This is a genomic window from Streptomyces sp. NBC_01288 (assembly GCF_035982055.1).
Classification (GTDB): Bacteria; Actinomycetota; Actinomycetes; order Streptomycetales; family Streptomycetaceae; genus Streptomyces.
This window is the reverse complement of sequence record NZ_CP108427.1, coordinates 8,810,203-8,829,160: the sequence shown is the minus strand read 5'-3', so window position 1 is coordinate 8,829,160 and position 18,958 is coordinate 8,810,203. Positions and strand designations below refer to the sequence as shown.

The following is an 18,958-nucleotide window of genomic DNA, read 5'->3' as shown; positions in this document are numbered from 1 at the left end:
ACCGTGTGACCTGCGCGACCGCCCTCCCCCGCTGCGACGGCGTCAAGAAGCACCGGCCGCCCGTCAGAGTCCCGTCAAGGCCCGGCCTCCGTACGCCAGGAGTCCCTACCGTCGCCACCATGGGACGCCCCGACGACGCACCCGCGTCCGCGCACGACCGCCGGTGGAGGCGCGACCTGCGCGACACGTTCCGCTGCGCGGGCGCGCTGCTCGGACTCCTGCTGCTCGTCGACCACTTGAGCGGCCGCCTCACCCTGTGGCGCGGCGCGCTCTGGCTCGCCCTCGCCGTCCTGCTCCTCGTGGTGCTGTACCCGGCCCGGGTCCGGGCGGGCGAGGGCTGGCTGTCCTCACGCGGCCCGCTGCGCGAACGCCGCGTCCGCACGGACCGCCTGGTGTCGGTGCGCTGCCTGGACGGGATCTCTCAACGGCTGTTGCTGCGCGACGAGTTGGGCGGCCGGGTCGAGATCGACCCCGACGTCCTGGTGCACAACCCCGACCTGTGGCACCGCGTCTCCGAGGACTCCCGCGGGTCTCTGACCTCCGGCTCGCTCACGTGCGGGACGACCGCCCTGCGCCGGATCGCGGAACGCGTCGAGCGCGAGACGGCGGAGACCGTGTTCAAGGTGTCCGGCCTGGAGTAGCGGCCGCTGTTGAAGTCGAGGGGTCCGCCCATTCGGCCAACGGCAACGACACGACCATCGTCAGGCCACCCCCCGGTGTGTCCTCCGGCGTGAGCGTCCCGTTCATCGCCTCGGTGAGGCCACGTGCGAGGGCGAGCCCGAGACCGAGCCCGGTGGTGTTGTCCGTGTCGCCGAGCCGCTGGAAGGGCTCAAAGAGGCGTTCACGTCCATTAGTTGGGAGCCCGGGCCCCCGGTCCACGACCCTCAACTCCACCCGGCCGCCCAGCGCACTGGCGGTGACCATGACCCGGCGCCCGGCCGGGGTGTGCCGGGCCGCGTTGCCTGCGAGGTTGGCGATCACGCGTTCCAGCAGCGGCGGATCGACGAGCACCGGCGGTATCGACTCCACGTCCCGCAGGTCCACATCGGGCACGTCCGCGAGCGCCATCGGCAGCACCTCCTCCAGGCTCGTGGCCCGCAGACTCAGCGGCAGGACTCCCGCCTCAAGGCGACTCAGATCGAGGAGGTTCTCCAGCAACCGGTTCAGCTTGGCCATCGACTCGTCGGCGGTGGCGAGGAGTTCGTCCCGGTCCTCTTCCGAGAACTCAACATCCCGCCCACGCAACGAAGTCACGGCCGCCCACCCCGCCGCGAGCGGCGTCCGCAAGTCGTGTCCTACGGCCCGCAGCAGCGCCGTACGCAAACGGTCGGCGGCCTTCACCGGCTCGATCTCGGCGGCGGCCTCGGCGAGTTGGGCCCGTTCGACGGCGGACCCGACATGCGCGGCGAAGGCGGCCAGCACCCGCCGTTCCGACGACGACAGGGTGCGTCCGCGCAGGACCAGGAAGGCGCCGGGACCCGCGGGGACGGTCGTGACACCGCCGCCGATCTCGTGATCCGGTGGCCGGTCCACGAGTTCGGCCGAGTCCGTGCCGAAGGTCTCCCGCGTGCGTTCGAGCAACGCCGGGATCGTCTGGCCGCCGCGCACGATGCTGCCCGCGAGGGAGGACATCGTCTCGGCCTCGGCGGTGGCACGCGCCGAGCGCCGGGACAGTCGTAGCGAACGGTCCACCACGGCGGCCACGGTCGCCGCCACCACCGTGAACACCCCTAGCGCCAGAAGGGCGTTGGGGTCGTCCAGGGTGAACTGGCCGATGGGCGGGATGAACCAGTAGTTGAGGAGCAGCGACGCCGTCACCGACGCGATGACCGCCGAGGTGACTCCGCCTATGCAGGCCACCCCGACCACGGCGAGGAGGAACAGCAGGGCCTCGCTGGTGAGGTTGACCGTGCCGCGCACTTGGGCGAGGCAGACGGTGAGCAGCACCGGCAGCACAAGTCCCGCCACGGGACCGGCAATCAGCCGTGCCGTCGAGAGGGTGCGGCGGCGGGACGGCAGCAGGGTGCCGCGCCCGGCCCGCTCGTGCGTGACTCGATGAACGTCGATGTCTCCGGACAACTCGGTCACCGTCTCGCCCGTGCCGAGGCCGGTCAGGAACCGCTCGAAGCGGCCCCGGCGGCTGGTGCCGAGGACGAGTTGGGTGGCGTTCTCGGTGCGGGCGAACTCGACCAGGGCGGTGGCGACGCCGTCGCCGACCACCGAGTGGTAGCTGCCGCCCAGGTCCTCGACGAGCCTGCGCTGCCGGGCGAGCGACGCATGGGACACCCCGGCGGCGAGTCCGTCGCTGCGGGCCACGTGCACGGCGAGCAGGTCACCGCCGGCGATGGGGGTCCCCCCGGTCGAGCGAAGCCGAGAGTGGGGGAGGTCGGCGATGCGGGCGGCGCGCCGGATGAGCGTGTCGCCCTCGGGCCCGCCGGTGAGCGCGACGACCACCCGTTCCCGGGTCTCCCACACCCCGCCGATCGCGTGCTCGGCGCGGTACGTGTGCAGCGCCTCGTCGACCCGGTCGGCGACCCACAGCAGCGCCAACTGCCGCAGGGCGGTGAGGTTTCCGGGCCGGAAGTAGTTGGCGAGGGCCGCGTCGATCTTCTCCGGTGTGTAGATGTTGCCGTGCGCCATGCGCCGCCGCAGTCCCTCGGGCGGCATGTCGATCAGTTCGATCTGCTGGGCCCGCCGTACGACGTCGTCGGGCACCGTCTCGTGCTGCGGGACCCCGGTGATCTTCTCGACGACGTCCTTGAGGGAGGCCAGGTGCTGCACGTTGACGGCGGTGACGACGTCGATGCCGGCGGCGAGCAGCATGTCGATGTCCTGCCAGCGCTTGGCGTTGCGCCCGCCGCCGGGGACGTTGCTGTGCGCGAACTCGTCGACGACGGCGACCTCCGGGCGGCGCGCGAGCACCGCGAGCAGGTCCATCTCCTCGAAGTAGCCACCCCTGTAAGCGCATTGGGCCCGGGGCACCACCTCCAGGCCGTCGAGCATCGCCTCGGTCAGCGGGCGCCCGTGGCACTCGGCGAACCCCACCACCACATCGGCGCCCCGAGCGGCCCGGCGCCGTGCCTCGTCGAGCATGCGGTAGGTCTTGCCGACACCCGGGGCCGCCCCGAGGTAGACCTTCAGTCGCCCACGTCGTACGTCGTTCATCGCCTCCCAGACAAGCGCCCCGCGCCCGCTCGGGCAGGCTTCTTGACGCGTCTCTGGCGCCGCCCGCGAGGACGTTGACACTGTCTTGACGGCGCCCGGCCGGGTTAGGGTGAGCGCGGTGTGCCGGGAAGTCTGGTCGGCGGGGAGTCCGCATGGGCTCGTCCAAGACCACAAGGGGACGGCATGCGCGGCGTCGGTACGGTTCTGGCACTCGTGGTACTGGCGACGCTGGTCGCGACGTTCGCCCGCCGCTGGCGGATCCCCGCACCCTCCCTCCTCGTGGTCGCCGGTCTCGCCGTGGCCCTGCTGCCGGGCACCCCGGCGATCGAGATCAGCCCGGACGTGATCGGCCTGGTCGTCCTGCCGCCGCTCCTCTACGCCAGCGCCGAGGACATGTCGTGGCGCGAGTTGAAAGCCGTATGGAAGCCGGTCGGGATCCTCGCGATCGGCCTGGTCCTCGCGTCGGCGGCGGCGGTCGGCTGGGTGGCCTCGACGGTGACCCCGCTCTCCTGGCAGATGGCGCTCGTGCTCGGCGCGGTCCTGGCCAGCACCGACCCGGTCGCCGTCACCGCGCTGGGCCGACGGCTCGCCCTGCCGCCCCGGGTCCAGATCCTCGTCCAGGCGGAGTCCCTCTTCAACGACGCGACCTCGCTGGTCCTGTTCCGGGTCGCGGTGAGCGTCGCCGTGGCCTCGGCGGCGGCCAACTGGGGTGCGGCGGGCGGGGAGTTCGTCGTGCTCGCGGGCGGCGGAACGGTCATCGGGGCGGCCGTGGCGTACGTCGTGACCCTGATCCGCCGACGCACCGAGGACCCGGTCCTGGAGACGGTGATCTCCCTCGTCACGCCGTACGCGGCCTACGTCCTGGCGGAGGGCGCCCACACATCCGGCGTGACCTCGGTCGTGGTCGCCGGAGTCGTCCTGGGCGGCCACGGCGATCGCCTCACCAACGCCCGCATACGGCTCCAACTGCACGCCGTCTACGGCACGGTGGTGTTCCTCCTGGAGAGCGTGGTGTTCTCCCTGATCGGCCTCGCGCTGCCCGCCCAGGTACGGGCACTGTCCGACGGCGACCGCGCGTGGCCCCTGTACGCGCTCGCGGTGGCGGGCACCCTGATCGCCGTACGACTGCTGTGGCTGGCGCCCCTGTCGGCGGTGGTGCAACGCAAGGGCGGGGTGCACAGGGTGAATTGGCGGGTGCCGATGGTCCTGACGTGGGCGGGCACCCGGGGTGTCCTCCCACTGGCGGCGGCCCTGTCGATCCCCGAAGTCACCAGGACGGGCGCCACGTTGACCGATCGCCCGCTGGTCCTGGTCCTCACCACCTCGGTCGTGGTCGTCACCCTCGTCGTCCAGGGGTTCACCCTCGCGCCGGTTGTCCGCCGCTCCGGCATCGCCCTGGAACCCGACCACACCGAACGCGAAGAGGCCTCCGCCCGCTGCCGGTTGGCCGACGCGGGCATCCGCCGCCTGGACGAACTCGCAGAGCTGGAAGCCGTACCGGACGTCGTCCTGGACCGCCTCCGCCGCGGCCTCAGCGCCCGCCTCGACGACGCCCGAGACCGCCTCTCCGACAACAACACCCAAGCCACGCACGCCGAATCAGCCGACCTGGTCTACCGCCAACTCCGCCGCGACCTGATCGCCGTGGAGACGGTGGAACTACAGCGCCTCTACGACGACCACACCATCAGCGACACGACCCGCAGACGCCTCCAGCGGTCGCTGGACCTGGAGGAAGCGCGGCTGACGGACGTGTGACTGCCCAGTGGAGATCGGCGGGCCGCGCCCGCAGCCCGAGAACCGTGAGCGCGGCTGCCGCGAGGAGGATCCCGAGCACCCAACCTGCCGCCCCGGTCCTTGCCCCCTCCCCGTCCACATCCCCACCCCGTTCCCCACATCCCCTAGGGGCGCGGGGAACTGCGCACCCAGCCACAACACACCCGCACTCGCCACACAACAGAACCCCCGAGCTCTTAGGCGACGAAACACCCCCACCCCCGTAACGCTGGGTATCCGCCACCCCCAACCACCCCCTCCCCACCCCCATACAGCCCAACGCACCCCCAACCAGCCCGATCTCCCCTTTCCTGATGCGCCCCCTCCTCCAACCCGGCCAGTCTTAACGCAAGATTGACGCCGAACGCCCCCACATCCATGGGCCCACGCGTCACTCTCCGCTTACGCTGGTGCCGCCGTCCGCGTGATGGCCAGAGCCCACACGCTGACCCGCACCCGCACCTCAGGAGCACGCCGATGGCCACGACCGAACCCCCTCCCAGTCGTCTGCGCGCCTGGATGCTGGAGGGCCTGGCCGACATGGGCAAGGGCGGCACGCACGCCACACAGGCCGCACCGGAGCCGGAGCAGCACGTCCACCAGGGCCAGCGCTGGTGGCGGGTGATGTGCCTGACCGGCGTCGACTACTTCTCCACCCTCGGCTACCAGCCCGGCATCGCGGCCCTCGCCGCCGGCCTGCTCTCCCCCGTCGCGACGATCGTGCTCGTGATCGTCACCCTGGCCGGCGCCCTCCCCGTGTACCGCCGGGTCGCCGAGGAGAGCCCGCACGGCGAGGGTTCCATCGCGATGCTGGAACGGCTGCTGTCGTTCTGGAAGGGCAAGCTGTTCGTCCTGACCCTGCTCGGGTTCGCGGCGACGGACTTCCTGATCACGATCACCCTGTCGGCCGCGGACGCCTCCACCCACCTCGTGGAGAACCCGCACCTGACGAGCATGCTGCACGACAAGCAGATGCTGATCACGCTGATCCTGGTCGCCCTGCTCGGCGCGGTGTTCCTCAAGGGCTTCCTGGAGGCGATCGGCGTCGCCGTGTACCTGGTCGCGGCCTACCTCAGCCTCAACGTCGTCGTCGTGATCGTCGGCATGTGGCACGTGATCACCCAGGAACACGTGGTCACCGACTGGACCAGCGCCCTGACCACCGAGCACGGCAACGTCTTCGCGATGATCGGCGTGAGCCTGCTGGTCTTCCCCAAACTCGCCCTCGGCCTCTCCGGCTTCGAGACCGGCGTCGCCGTCATGCCGCACGTCGAGGGCGACCCGGACGACACCCACGACAACCCCAAGGGCCGTATCCGCGACACCAAGAAGCTGCTGACGACCGCCGCGCTCATCATGAGCGTGTTCCTGATCGCCACCAGCTTCATCACCACCGTGCTCATCCCGGAGAAGGAGTTCAAGGCCGGCGGCCAGGCCAACGGCCGCGCGCTCGCGTATCTCTCGCACGAGTACCTGGGCAACGCCTTCGGCACGGTCTACGACCTCTCGACCATCGCCATCCTGTGGTTCGCCGGCGCCTCCGCGATGGCCGGCCTCCTCAACCTCATGCCGCGCTACCTGCCCCGCTACGGCATGGCCCCGCACTGGGCCCGCGCCGTCCGCCCCATGGTGATCGTCTTCACCCTGGTCGCGTTCCTGGTCACCTGGATCTTCGACGCCAGCGTCGACGCCCAGGGCGGCGCCTACGCCACCGGCGTCCTGGTCCTCATGTCCTCCGCCGCGATCGCGGTGACCATCGCGGCCCGCCGCGCCCAGCAGCGCAACTGGACCGTCGTCTTCGGCGTCGTCTCCGCGGTCCTCCTCTACGTCACCGTCGTGAACGTCATCGAACGCCCCGACGGTGTGAAGATCGGCGCCTGCTTCATCGCCGGCATCATCCTGGTCTCCCTGCTCTCCCGGCTGGCCCGCGCCTTCGAACTCCGCGTGACGAGCGTGCAGTTGGACCCCATGGCGGAACGGTTCATCCGCGACGTGGCCAGCCGGAAGATCCGCTTCGTCGCCAACGAGCCCGACCGCCGCGACAAGGCCGAGTACCGGGACAAGATCGAGCAGATCCGCAACGACAACGACATCCCCGGCGAGGACTTCGTGTTCGTCGAGGTGACCGTCCTCGACGCCTCCGAGTTCGAGGCGGGACTGACGGTGCGCGGCGAGGTCCTGCACGGCCGCTACCGGGTCCTGACCCTGGAGTCGTCCTCCATCCCGAACGCCCTGGCCGCGCTGATGCTCCACGTCCGCGACTCGACGGGCCGCATCCCGCACATGTACTTCGAGTGGACCGAGGGCAACCCGTTCGCCAACTTCCTCCGCTTCTTCCTCTTCGGCCAGGGCGAGGTCGCCCCGGTCACCCGAGAGGTCCTCCGTGAGGCGGAACCGGACCGCACCCGACGCCCGCGCGTCCACACGGGCTGACGGCACACCGCGCCCGCGCACGCACACCGGCGACCGTTCGTAGACCGCCCGAGCCGACGCCACCGTAAGAGGCACGACAAAATCCGGCACCGGTGTGTAAGAGCCCCGTCAGCGGCCCCCGCAGCGCGCCGTCCGCGGCCTACCGTCGGGCTCATGCGGCACAGCACCCTCCCACCGGACCCGGCCGGCGATCGCCATTGGCGTGGCGACGCCCGGCTGGCGACGGGCTGTGCGCTCGGCTTCCTCGGTATGACCCTGCTGGTCGACGGGGAAGCCGGAACCCTCACGCTGATCCGCGCCCTGCTGTGGTTCGCCCTGTCGGCGGTGCTCTGCGCCGTCCTGCTGCCGCACCGCGTCACCGCGGGTCCCGGCTGGCTCACCGTGGACAGCCCGCTGCTGCGGCGCACGGTGCACACGGACGCCCTGACCGTCGTACGACAGTACGGCGACGTCTCCGCACGCCTGCTCCTGCGGGACACATACGGACAGTGGCTGGAACTGGACCCCCGCGTCCTGGTCGCCAACCCCCTGCTCTGGCACGAGCTGGACACGGGCATCCGGCACTCGATGGAACGCGGCACACTGCGCCAGGGCACCGATGTCCGGCGTCACCTGGGCCATCTGATCGACGACGAGACCGCGCGCTCGGTGCTCAAGGCGTCGGGGATTTCCTGACCGCGCGCCGCGTCCGGCGGATCAGGACCTTGCCGAAGCCCAGTTGCCCGGCGATCTCGATCCGCAGCTCGACCGGAGCCCCGGTGCCGCCGGGCCCGCGTGTCTTGACCTTGCTGTAGTTGAGCACCAGGGAGTCCGTGTCCACCACGATGCCGGGCGGGAGCAGCAGCCGTAGCGAACCGAGGTGCATGTCCAGGTCGATGTGCAACGTGCCCTGAGTGATCACCGCCTCGGTGAAGTCGAGGGTCACATCGCCCAGGCGCGACTGGATCTCCAGCCGGCGCGGCACCACCCAGCCGTCACCGCGCCGCGTCGAACCGCCGTTCTGCTCGATGCGGGCGACGTCCTTCACCTCGACCGGGGTCGTGCCCGCCACCACCGGCAGGTCGGCCGTCAGGACCGCCAACTCGCCCATCGTGCGGGCGGACAGGGCGGCCTCGACGCGCTCGTCGAGTTCCTCGGCGGTCAGTCTGCCGTCGCCGGCCGCGCCGGTCAGCACGTCCACGACCCGGTCCCGGTCCGCATGCGAGGCCCGCAACGCGGTCGTGCTCATCAGCTCACCCGACATACCCTCACCCCGATCGACGGACTGACGCTATATCGCGTTATACCCCAGAGCCAACCCCTCGTCCACCGCATCGCGTTTCTGGCCCTAGGGTTGCGCGTATGCAGTCCTACACAATCGGCCAGGCGGCGCGGCTGCTCGGCGTGAGCCCGGACACCGCGCGCCGGTGGGCGGACGCGGGCCGGGTGACCACCCACCGCGACGAGGGCGGGCGCCGGCTCATCGACGGGGTCGATCTGGCCGCGTTCTCGGTCGAGTTGGCGAAGGCGGGCGAGGTCGAGGAGGACCCTTCCTACACCTCGGTCCGCAACGCGTTCCCCGGCATCGTCACCGCGATCAAGCTCGGCGATGTCGCCGCCCAGGTCGAGATCCAGTCGGGCCCGCACCGCCTGGTCTCCCTGCTGACCCGCGAGGCCGTCGAGGAACTCGGCCTGGAGGTCGGCATGGAGGCCACCGCCCGCGTCAAGTCGACGAACGTGCACATCGACCGCGTGTGAGGCGTGCGGTGACCTCCGTCCGTCACCTGGAGGGAGCTTCCGTCACTTGGTGACGGAGTAGGAGTGCGCGCCGGTACCCGCCAACGCGCCCCCGTCCACGATCAGATACTCGTCCCGGATCGGCCGCCCCGCGAAGAACGCCTCCAGGATCTCCCGCGTGCCCGCCGCGTACCGGGCCTGCGCCGACAGCGACGAGCCGGAGATGTGCGGGGTCATCCCGTGGTGCGGCATGGTGCGCCACGGGTGGTCGGCCGGAGCGGGCTGCGGGAACCACACGTCACCGGCGTAACCCGCCAACTGCCCACTGCGCAGGGCCCGGTCGACGGCGTCCCGGTCGACGATCTTCGCCCGCGCGGTGTTGATGAGATACGCCCCGCGCTTCATCTGCGCGAGCAGCTTGTCCCCGAACAGACCCTCCGTCTCGGGGTGCAGCGGCGCGTTGATGGTCACGACGTCGCAGTGCGGCACCATGTCCTCGGCGCTCTCGTGCCAGGTCAGCCCCAACTCCCGTTCCACGTCCTCGGAAAGCCGGTGCCGGTCGGTGTAGTGCAGCTTGACGTCGAAGGGCGCGAGCCGCCGCAGCACCGCGAGCCCGATCCGCCCGGCGGCGACCGTCCCGACGTGCATGCCTTCGAGGTCGTACGAACGGGCCACGCAGTCCGCGATGTTCCAGCCGCCGTCGAGCACGACCTGGTGGGACGGCAGGTAGTTGCGCACGAGGGACAGCGTCATCATCACGACGTGTTCGGCGACGCTGATGCTGTTGCAGTACGTCACCTCGGCGACCGTCACGCCGTGGGAGATCGCGGAGTCGAGGTCGACGTGGTCGGAGCCGATGCCTGCGGTGACCGCGAGCTTGAGGTTCTTGGCGGCGGCGATGCGCTCCGGGGTGAGGTACGCGGGCCAGAACGGCTGCGAGATCACGATGTCGGCGTCGACCAGTTCCCGGTCGAAGACCGAACCCGCGCCGTCCTTGTCGGAGGTGACGACGAGGGTGTGCCCGGCCGCCTCCAGGTAGGCGCGCAGGCCGAGTTCACCGGAGACGCTGCCGAGCAGCTGGCCCGGGGTGAAGTCGACCGCTTCGGGAGTGGGGGTGGTCTGGCCGCCGGGGTAGTGGTCGATCACCGGCAGGTCGTCGCGGGCGTACGAGGTCGGGTATCCGTCGATCGGGTCGTCGTACAGGACACAGAGAACCTTGGCCATGTCGCGGCTCCTCAACTCCGTTGTCGGAAGATGCACTTCACGATCCTCGGGGTGAATCGCCCTGGTCAAAGCGAACGTTGCTATGCCCGGATAGCCCGCGTCTATCAGCGCACCTCGCCCAGGTGGGCGGTGAGCAGCTCGTCGAGCGCGTCCCGTACGCCCGCCTCCCGGGCCACCTTCAACAGCGCCTCCGCCAGCACCGATCGGGGCTCGCTGCGGGCGACGACCAGTCCGACCCGAGGGCCGTGCGCGGGCCCGTTCAGCGGTACGACCCGCATCCCGTCCGGTACGTCGAACATGTGCAGCCAGGCGTGCGAGATCACGCTGGACCAACGGCCCCCGGGCAGCAGGGTGTACAGCCCGGCGACACTGTCCGACTCGACCGCAGGGGAAGCCGTCGCACCCTCGGCCGCGAAGCACTCGTCGATGATGCGGCGGTTGCGCATCCGCGAGTTGAGCAGGCAGAGCGGAAGCGTGGCCGCCTGTGCCCAACTCGCCCTGGAGACACCGCCGAGCGGCCCGTCGACGGGAGTAAGAAGCACATACCGCTCCTCGTAGAGCGGGAGGCGGCGGACGTTGCGCAGGGTGTCGTCGTCCAGGTACGTCATCGCCGCGTCCAGCTCGAACTCGGCGAGCCCGTGGGTGATGTCGACGGACGCGAGCGACTCCAGGGCGACCCGGGCCTGGGGATGCCGTACGCAGAACGGGGTGGTGAGGAGGGACGCGGCGGGCAGCGCGGTCGGCACCACGCCCAGTCGCAGCGTGCCGGTCAGCCCACCCCGCAGCACCGACAACTCCTGGTGCAGCGCGTCCCGTTCGGCCAGGATGCGGTGCGCCCAGGCCAGCACCACCTCGCCCTCCGGCGTCAGCCCCTCGTACCGTCTGCCGCGCCGCACGATCGGTACGTCCAACTCGTGCTCCAGGCGCCGGATCGCGGCCGAGAGCGAGGGCTGCGAGACGTAACAGGCCGCCGCCGCGCGCGCGAAGTGCCGCTCACGGGCGAGCGCGACCAGGTACTCCAGCTGACGCAGCAGCACGCCCAACCTCCCCTGGAACGCCGGAACGTAGAACGTGCAGGTTAGGCGCTGTCCGCCCGGCACAACAGGGCCGCCCACAGGTCGAGCCGGTCGTAGAGGCGGGAGAGGTCGCGGCCGGTGAAGTGCTCGATGCGGCCGATGCGGTAGTGCACGGAGTTGACGTGCAGATGCAGAGCCTCCGCCGTCCGCGCCCAGGAACCGTCACAGGCCAGGAAGGTCTCCAGCGTCTCCAACAGAACGGCGTTGGACCGGAGTTCGCCGAGGACGGTACGGCTGTAGGCGGTACGGACCTCGGCCGGAACACCGGTGAGCAGCGCGTCGAGCCCCGTGAGGGTGGCAGCGTCGGTGAGCGCGGAGCCACCCGCCCCAGCGGTACTCCGCGCCGAGGCGAGTGCGTAACGCGCCTCCGCCAGCGCCCCGTTGAGCTCCCGCGCACCTGCGACGGGCGCCCCGGTCCCGCCGTAGAGTGGCACGGCCGGTTCGGCAGCGGCGACAAGCGGCCACACCTCGTGCAGCGCGTCGGCCTCCGCCCCGCTCACGACCGCGAACGCGGCCCCATCAGGCAACCGTCCCACGGCACCCGCGACCGCCGTACCGTCAGGCAACGCATGCGCGACAACCTCCGCCAACGCCCCCTCCGCCAGCCCCGCCCGCTGAGCCCCGGTCTCCGCGACCAGCACCCGGTACGGCCCGTCGTCCGGCAACCCACAGGCCCGCAGCGCAGCCGCCACAGCCGCGCCATCGACACCCGGCACGGCGAGCAACGCCCCCAACTCATCGGCCGTCTGCCGCTCTTCGGCCCGCGCGCGGACCCGCGCCTCCTGGCAGCGCCCCAGCACCGAGGCCAGCTCGTGCACCATCCGCGGCGGCGCGTCGTCGGGGTCGGGAAGGTAGAGGTGCCAGCGCTCGTACGGCGAGACCCCGTCGGCGTCGACGGGCACGGCCTCCACCAGCAGGCCGGCCGCCTTCCTCACCGGTATCGCGGGCGCACCCGCCGTCGCCGCGACCGTCCGCCCGGAGGGCGTGAGGACATACGCGACGGCCCGTTCGAGGTGAGCGAGAGCGGTCGCGACGATCGCCTCAGGCCCCGCACCCTGCGCGGCCATCCGACTCAGCCGCCCCCGCACGTTCTCCGGCAGCGTGTGCCGACGGCTCAGCTCGCCCCACCGCCCGAGGTACACGGTGTCGGTGATCGCGCGGAACATGATGTGCGCCGGTACGGCGGCCACCGGCACCCCGTGCCGCACACAGGCCTCGACGAGATCGTCCGGCACCGATCCGTGCGTCTCCTCCCCCGCGAGCAGCGCGGCGGCCCCCGCACCACGCAGCGCGGACACGAACCGTTCGGCCCGCCCGGGCCCGTCCTCGGCCGACCACCACACGAGCCCACTCAGCACGACCTCGTCCCGCCGCACGAACCGCGCGGGGTCCTCCAGGTCGGTCACGGTCACTCCGCTGATCTCCCGGGCCAGCTGGGCGTCCTCGGCCCACAGCAGGCGCAGGCCGAGGGACTCGTCCTGAAGAAGGTGTTCGACGTGCATGGTTCCGGCTCCTCGCATCTCGCATTCGCCAGGTGAATGCGAGTGATTGCATGGTAAGTGCAAGACCAATCGGCCGAAATGCCTCTTGGTTGATCCTCCAGTGTCCGGCCGTGGAACGTCGGCGTTTCCGTGCTGTGAACCAGTCGTCCCGACCCGCTCCGCGTTGCTTCACTGGCGGTCATGGACCTGAACACGGTGGCCGAGATCCTCGACGCCCGGCAGCCGACACCCTGGCGGCCGGGCGACGCCTGGCTCGGCGGCGGCACGTATCTCTTCTCCGAGCCGCAACCGCACCTGCGCCGCCTGGTGGACCTGAGCCGCACCGGCTGGACGCCCGTCGAGCGGCACCCGGACGGTTCCCTGGAGATCGCCGCCACCTGCACGATCGCCCAACTCTCCCGTTTCGCGAAGGAGTTGACGACCACCGCGGCCCCGCTCTTCGAGCAGTGCTGCCGCGCGTTCCTCGCCTCCTTCAAGATCTGGAACATGGCGACGGTCGGCGGCAACCTCTGCAACGCCCTCCCCGCGGGCCCGATGATCTCCCTCACCGCCGCCCTGGACGCCGAGTGCCTCCTCCTGTCCCAGGACGGTCTACGCCGCCGGGTCCGCGTCGCCGACTTCGTGACCGGCGCGGGCCGCAAGGACCTGGCCGACGGCGAACTCCTCCGCTCGATCACGGTCCCGGCCCGCGCCCTGACCTGCCGTACAGCCTTCCGCCAGGCCTCCCTCTACGGCCTCGGCCGCTCCGGAGTCCTGGTCATCGGCGCCCTGGACCCGCTCGACGGCTCACTCGCCCTGACGATCACCGCGTCCACGGTCCGCCCGTTCCGCCTGTGGTTCCCACTCCCACCGACGGCGGAGCAACTACGCACAGCCATCGCCTCCTCCATCGCGGACGACGAATGGTTCGACGACATCCACGGGCTGCCGGAATGGCGAGCGCACATGACATTCCGCTACGCGGAGGAGATCCGCCGGGAGCTGGGAGAGACGGCAGCATGAAGATCGAGATCAACGGCAGCTCCTTCACCGAGGACCCCCGCCCGGGTCAGTGTCTGCGCACCTACCTCCGCGAGCGCGGCTGGTTCGGTGTGAAGAAGGGCTGCGACGCGGGTGACTGCGGCGCGTGCACGGTCCACGTGGACGGCGAGCCGGTGCACAGCTGCCTCTACCCGGCCTTCCGCGCCGACGGCCGCGCCGTCACCACGGTCGAGGGCCTGGCCGCCGAGGACGGCGAACTCCACCCGGTCCAGCGGAAGTTCCTGGACGCCCAGGGCTTCCAGTGCGGCTTCTGCACGGCCGGTTTCCTGATGACGACGGCCGCCCTGAACGAGGACCAACTCACCGACCTCCCCAGGGTGTTCAAGGGCAACCTGTGCCGCTGCACCGGCTACCGCGCCATCGAGGACGCGGTACGAGGCGTCTGCCACGCCGAAGCGCCGGGCGCGGGCGAGGCGGTCGGCCGCAACCTCCCCGCCCCGGCCGGACCGCAGGTCGTCACCGGCACGGCCCGCTACACCTTCGACATCGACGTCCCCGGCCTGCTCCACATGAAGCTCCTCCGCTCCCCCCACGCCCACGCCCGCATCACCGCGATCGACACCGCGGCCGCTCTCCAAGTCCCAGGCGTGCACGCCGTGTTCACCCACTACGACGCCCCGGAACGCCACTTCTCCACAGCCCGCCACGAGCACCCCACGGAGGACCCGGACGACACCCGCGTCCTCGACGACACCGTCCGCTACATCGGCCAGCGCGTCGCCGCCGTCGTAGCCGACAGCGAGGCCGCCGCCGAGGAGGGCTGCCGACGCGTCGAGGTGACGTACGAGATCCTGCCGTCGGTCCTCGACCCGGAGGAGGCGATGCACCCCGGCGCCCCGGTCGTCCACGACAAGGACGCCGCCAAGGCCCGCATCTCCCGCCCGCAGAACAACGTCGTGGGCGAGGCACACGGCGAGATCGGCAGCGTGGAGACGGGCTTCGCGGAGGCCGACGCCGTCTACGAGGACACGTACCGCACCCAGCGCGTCCAGCACGCGAGCCTGGAGACGCACGGCGCGGTGGCCTGGTTCGACGAGGACAACAGGCTTACGGTACGCACGAGTTCGCAGACCCCGTTCCTCACCCGCCACGCCCTCTGCGCGCTGTACGACCTCCCGGAGGAACAGGTCCGGGTCGTCGCCGGCCGGGTCGGCGGCGGCTTCGGCGGCAAGCAGGAGATGCTCGTCGAGGACATCGTCGCCCTCGCGGTCCTGCGCCTGCGCCGCCCGGTGAAACTGGAGTACACCCGCGCCGAACAGTTCTACGGCGCGACCACCCGCCACCCGTTCACGATCAACGTGAAGGCGGGCGCCCGCCGCGACGGCCAACTCACCGCACTCCAGCTACGAGTTGTCTCCAACACCGGCGCCTACGGCAACCACGGCCCCGCCGTCATGTTCCACAGCGTGGGCGAGTCGATGGCCGTCTACCGCGCCCCGCACAAGAAGGTCGACGCCTTCTCCGTCTACACGCACACCGTCCCGGCGGGCGCCTTCCGGGGCTACGGCCTCGGCCAGGTCATGTTCGCCGTGGAGTCGGCCCTCGACGAACTCGCCCGCCGACTCGACCTGGACCCACTGGAGTTCAAGGCGAAGAACATCATCGGCCCCGGCGAGCCGATGCTCTCCCCCGGCGGTGAGGAGGAGGACCTGCACATCGCGAGCTACGGCCTCGACCAGTGCGTGTCGATCGTTCGCAGCGCGCAGACCGAACCCTGGGACGCGGCTCCCGACGGCTGGCTGGTGGGCGAAGGAGCGGCGTTGGCGATGATCGCGACGGGCCCGCCCGGCGGCCACATCGCCGACGCGAAGGCGAGCCTCCTCCCCGACGGCGGCTTCGATCTCGCCGTAGGCACAGCGGAGTTCGGCAATGGCACGACCACGGTCCACCGCCAGATCGCGGCCGGTGAACTCGCCACCACCGTCGATCGCATCACCGTCCGCCAGTCGGACACGGATGTCGTACGGCATGACACGGGCGCCTTCGCCTCCACGGGCACAGTCGTCGCGGGCAAGGCCACCCTGCGCGCCTCCCGCGCCCTCGCCGAACAGCTGCTCGACTTCGCCGCCGCCCATCTGCAACTCCCGCGCGCCGACTGCGCGTTGGCCGAGGAAGCCGTACTGCACCCGGGCGGCCGTCTCACCCTGAAGGAGCTGCACGCGGCGGGTGCGGCGGTCGGGGTGGAGTTCAGCGCCGACGGGCACTTCGGCGGGACGCCCCGCTCGGTGGCCTTCAACGCGCAGTGGTTCAGGGTCGCCGTGGACCCGGGAACGGGCGAGATCCGCATCCTGCGCAGCGTGCACGCGGCCGACGCGGGCAAGGTGATGAACCCGATGCAGTGCCGGGGCCAGGTGGAGGGCGGGGTCGCTCAGGCGCTTGGCGCGACGCTCTTCGAGAACGTCCGTATCGACGAGCGGGGCGCGGTGGAGACGGCAGCCTTCCGGCGTTACCGGCTCCCCCAGTACGCGGACGTGCCGCGCACCGAGGTGCACTTCATGGAAACGGCGGACGCCATCGGCCCATTGGGCGCCAAGTCGATGAGCGAGAGCCCCTTCAACCCGGTCGCACCCGCCTTCGCCAACGCACTGCGGGACGCAACCGGCGTCCGCTTCACCGAACTTCCGCTGACCCGAGACCGGGTGTGGCGGGCACTGGCCGACTCGCCGCATACCCCCCGTCCACCCGTATCGCCCTGATCCCACTGATGTGCCGGGCCCCGCAACGGTCCTGCGGAAGCACCAGTTGCGGTCCCGCTCGGTCCAGCGGGGTGTCATCGATGCTCACGGCGAGCAGAACAGGGGCATGAGCGAAGTCGGGGTCGATCTCGGCCCAGGACAGCAGCGCGTGGTGCCCGTCCGCACCGCTGACCGCGATGAGGAAGCGCAACCGGTCCTTGCGGCGGACGGGGTCGAAGCCGGGCCCTGCCGAGGACAGGACGTCGTAGAGACGGGGTCCCGCGAAGCGGTGCACCTGGATGCCGCTGGTGGCGCACTCGAAGCTGACCCGGACCCGGTGCAGGGGCCAGTTCGACAGGTCGGGCACGGTCAGCCGGGTGGGTCGGGCGAGGTCCCCCGTCAGGTCGAGCTGCGCGAGCGTCACGAGCCATCACCTCCCGGAATGTGGTACCCGGACGACACTCCCGTACAAACGCACATGCGCACCCCACAAGCGAACAGTGCAGCTCATGCGATGCGACAGGAGACTTATGCCTTGCAAATGCGGCAGTATCATCGCGGCACGGCCGTTGCGGTCGTCCCAGGGCGCGACAACCCCTTTCATGAGCCCCTTTCATGAAGAGACCAGAGGAGTAGAACCGTGATGACCCGTTCCGCGCGTCGGACCCGCCGGACCCTGCAGGTTGCGGGGGCCGGAGCCGCCGCGCTGCTGGCCCTGAGCGCCTGCTCCTCCAGCGACGACTCGTCCTCCTCGAAGTCCGACTCCTCGGCGTCCGCGTCCCCGAAGATGTCCGGCACCGTCACCGTCTTCGCCGCCGCCTCGCTCCAGGAGTCGTTCACGACCCTGGGCAAGGAGTTCGAGAAGGCGAACCCGGGCACCAAGGTCACCTTCAACTTCGGCGGCAGCGACACCCTCGCCGCGAGCATCACCGGCGGCGCCCCGGCCGACGTGTTCGCCGCCGCGAGCCCCAAGACCATGGCCATCGTCACGGACAAGAAGGACGCGGTCGGCACGCCGGCCACCTTCGTCCGCAACCAGCTGGAGATCGCCACCCTGCCGGGCAACCCCGACAAGGTGACCTCCCTGAAGGACCTCACGAAGTCGTCGCTGAAGGTCGTGCTCTGCGACAAGACGGTGCCGTGCGGTGCGGCGGCCCAAAAGGCGCTGACGGCAAGCAAGTTGAAGCTCACCCCGGTGTCGTACGAGGCGGACGTCAAGAGTGCGCTGACGAAGGTGGAGCTGAAGGAGGCCGACGCGGCGGTCGTCTACAAGACCGATGTGCACGCCGCCGGCAGCAAGGTCCAGGGCGTCGAGTTCCCCGAGTCCGCCAACGCCATCAACGACTACCCGATCGTCCTCCTCAAGGACGCGCCCAACGCCGTCGCCGCCAAGGCGTTCATCGCGCTGGTGCAGTCCGCCGAGGGCCAGAAGGTGCTGTCCGCGGCGGGCTTCCTCAAGCCGTGACCCAGCCAGACACCTCCGACGCCGCGGCCGAGACCCTCAAGGGCGGTCCGCGGCGTCGCCGTGTCCGGATGACAGGGCGCGGGGTGCCACTCCCCCTCCTGATCCCCGCGCTGGTAGGGCTGGCGTTCCTGCTCCTCCCTCTTCTCGCCCTGCTGGTACGAGCCCCGTGGCGGTCCCTCCCATCGCAACTGACCAGCACGGAGGTCTGGCAGGCGCTCCAGCTCTCCCTGTTCAGCGCGACCGCGGCGACGGCCGTGAGCCTGGTCCTGGGCGTCCCCCTGGCCTGGGTACTGGCCCGCACGGAGTTCCCCGGCCGCGGCTTCCTCCGCGCCCTGGTGACACTCCCGCTGGTGCTGCCTCCGGTGGTGGGAGGCGTAGCGCTCCTCCTGGCCCTCGGCCGCAACGGTGTCGTAGGCCAGTGGCTGGACTCCTGGTTCGGCATCACCCTCCCCTTCACCACGACCGGCGTGGTGGTCGCCGAGGCCTTCGTCGCAATGCCGTTCCTGGTCATCAGCGTGGAGGGCACCCTGCGCGCCGCCGACCCCCGCTACGAGGAGGCGGCCCAAACCCTGGGCGCCTCCCGCTTCACGGCGTTCCGCCGGGTCACGCTCCCCCTGATCGCCCCGGGCATCGCGGCGGGCGCGGTCCTCGCCTGGGCCCGCGCGCTGGGCGAGTTCGGCGCGACGATCACTTTCGCCGGCAACTTCCCCGGCCGCACCCAGACGATGCCGCTGGCGGTCTACTTGGCTCTCCAGAACGATCCGGAAGCGGCCATCGCGTTGAGCCTGGTCCTGCTCGCCGTGTCGATCGCGGTCCTGGCGGGCCTACGGGACCGCTGGATGACCACGTCATGAGCAACAGCCGTACGACCGCCCGCAGATCAGC

General features: G+C 70.9%; 15 protein-coding genes. 9 read left to right on the top strand and 6 right to left on the bottom strand.

The window, feature by feature from the left end; genetic code table 11:
* The first annotated feature begins 119 nt into the window (after positions 1-119).
* The gene (locus tag OG194_RS39730) at positions 120-641 is read left to right on the top strand and encodes a hypothetical protein (RefSeq protein ID WP_327405557.1); all 522 of its coding nucleotides are present in this window, start codon (positions 120-122) and stop codon (positions 639-641) included.
* On the opposite strand, the gene OG194_RS39725 is transcribed toward OG194_RS39730, so the two are convergent.
* Positions 619-3,165, bottom strand: coding sequence for an ATP-binding protein (locus OG194_RS39725; protein WP_327405556.1), 2,547 nt, complete (start codon positions 3,163-3,165; stop codon positions 619-621). The genes OG194_RS39730 and OG194_RS39725 overlap by 23 nt on opposite strands.
* A gap of 183 nt (positions 3,166-3,348) precedes the next feature.
* On the opposite strand from OG194_RS39725, the gene OG194_RS39720 reads away from it, so the two are divergent.
* The 3 genes from OG194_RS39720 (at position 3,349) to OG194_RS39710 (ending at position 8,049) form a co-directional block, all read left to right on the top strand.
* Positions 3,349-4,923 carry a Na+/H+ antiporter gene (locus OG194_RS39720; protein WP_327405555.1) on the top strand — a complete coding sequence of 525 codons (1,575 nt, stop codon included), beginning with the start codon at positions 3,349-3,351 and terminating at the stop codon, positions 4,921-4,923.
* Positions 4,924-5,418: 495 nt separating this feature from the next.
* Positions 5,419-7,374, top strand: coding sequence for an amino acid transporter (locus OG194_RS39715; protein WP_327405554.1), 1,956 nt, complete (start codon positions 5,419-5,421; stop codon positions 7,372-7,374).
* Positions 7,375-7,527: 153 nt separating this feature from the next.
* Positions 7,528-8,049 carry a hypothetical protein gene (locus tag OG194_RS39710; protein ID WP_327405553.1) on the top strand — a complete coding sequence of 174 codons (522 nt, stop codon included), beginning with the start codon at positions 7,528-7,530 and terminating at the stop codon, positions 8,047-8,049.
* On the opposite strand, the gene OG194_RS39705 is transcribed toward OG194_RS39710, so the two are convergent.
* Positions 8,027-8,617 carry a DUF1707 SHOCT-like domain-containing protein gene (locus OG194_RS39705; RefSeq protein ID WP_327405552.1) on the bottom strand — a complete coding sequence of 197 codons (591 nt, stop codon included), beginning with the start codon at positions 8,615-8,617 and terminating at the stop codon, positions 8,027-8,029. The genes OG194_RS39710 and OG194_RS39705 overlap by 23 nt on opposite strands.
* Positions 8,618-8,715: 98 nt before the next feature.
* Here OG194_RS39705 and OG194_RS39700 point away from each other — a divergent pair, with 98 nt between their 5' ends.
* Entirely contained in the window at positions 8,716-9,111 is a 396-nt protein-coding gene (locus tag OG194_RS39700) for a TOBE domain-containing protein (protein ID WP_019059368.1), read from the top strand.
* A gap of 42 nt (positions 9,112-9,153) precedes the next feature.
* On the opposite strand, the gene OG194_RS39695 is transcribed toward OG194_RS39700, so the two are convergent.
* The 3 genes from OG194_RS39695 to OG194_RS39685 all read right to left on the bottom strand — a co-directional run bounded on the left by OG194_RS39695 (position 9,154) and on the right by OG194_RS39685 (position 12,892).
* Positions 9,154-10,314: an NAD-dependent formate dehydrogenase gene (locus OG194_RS39695; protein ID WP_327405551.1), complete on the bottom strand. Its 1,161-nt coding sequence runs from the start codon at positions 10,312-10,314 to the stop codon at positions 9,154-9,156.
* A gap of 104 nt (positions 10,315-10,418) precedes the next feature.
* Complete coding sequence (locus OG194_RS39690; RefSeq protein ID WP_327405550.1) at positions 10,419-11,351, bottom strand: LysR family transcriptional regulator; 933 nt, start codon at positions 11,349-11,351, stop codon at positions 10,419-10,421.
* A 41-nt stretch (positions 11,352-11,392) separates the two neighbouring features.
* Positions 11,393-12,892 carry a helix-turn-helix domain-containing protein gene (locus tag OG194_RS39685; protein WP_327405549.1) on the bottom strand — a complete coding sequence of 500 codons (1,500 nt, stop codon included), beginning with the start codon at positions 12,890-12,892 and terminating at the stop codon, positions 11,393-11,395.
* 180 nt (positions 12,893-13,072) lie between these two features.
* Here OG194_RS39685 and OG194_RS39680 point away from each other — a divergent pair, with 180 nt between their 5' ends.
* Positions 13,073-13,894, top strand: coding sequence for an FAD binding domain-containing protein (locus OG194_RS39680; protein WP_327405548.1), 822 nt, complete (start codon positions 13,073-13,075; stop codon positions 13,892-13,894).
* A complete protein-coding gene (locus OG194_RS39675; RefSeq protein ID WP_327405547.1) occupies positions 13,891-16,629 on the top strand; it encodes a molybdopterin-dependent oxidoreductase in 2,739 nt (912 codons plus the stop codon). The genes OG194_RS39680 and OG194_RS39675 overlap by 4 nt, the downstream gene beginning before the upstream one ends.
* Here the strand turns inward: OG194_RS39675 and OG194_RS39670 are convergent.
* Positions 16,544-17,032, bottom strand: coding sequence for a molybdopterin-dependent oxidoreductase (locus tag OG194_RS39670; RefSeq protein ID WP_327405546.1), 489 nt, complete (start codon positions 17,030-17,032; stop codon positions 16,544-16,546). The genes OG194_RS39675 and OG194_RS39670 overlap by 86 nt on opposite strands.
* A 219-nt stretch (positions 17,033-17,251) precedes the next feature.
* Between OG194_RS39670 and modA the strand changes: the two genes are divergently transcribed.
* Entirely contained in the window at positions 17,252-18,073 is an 822-nt protein-coding gene (gene modA, locus OG194_RS39665) for a molybdate ABC transporter substrate-binding protein (RefSeq protein ID WP_327405545.1), read from the top strand.
* Positions 18,070-18,927, top strand: a complete 858-nt coding sequence (gene modB, locus OG194_RS39660) for a molybdate ABC transporter permease subunit (protein WP_327405544.1) — start codon at positions 18,070-18,072, stop codon at positions 18,925-18,927. Before modA ends, modB begins: the two co-directional genes overlap by 4 nt.
* The last annotated feature ends 31 nt before the right edge of the window (positions 18,928-18,958 follow it).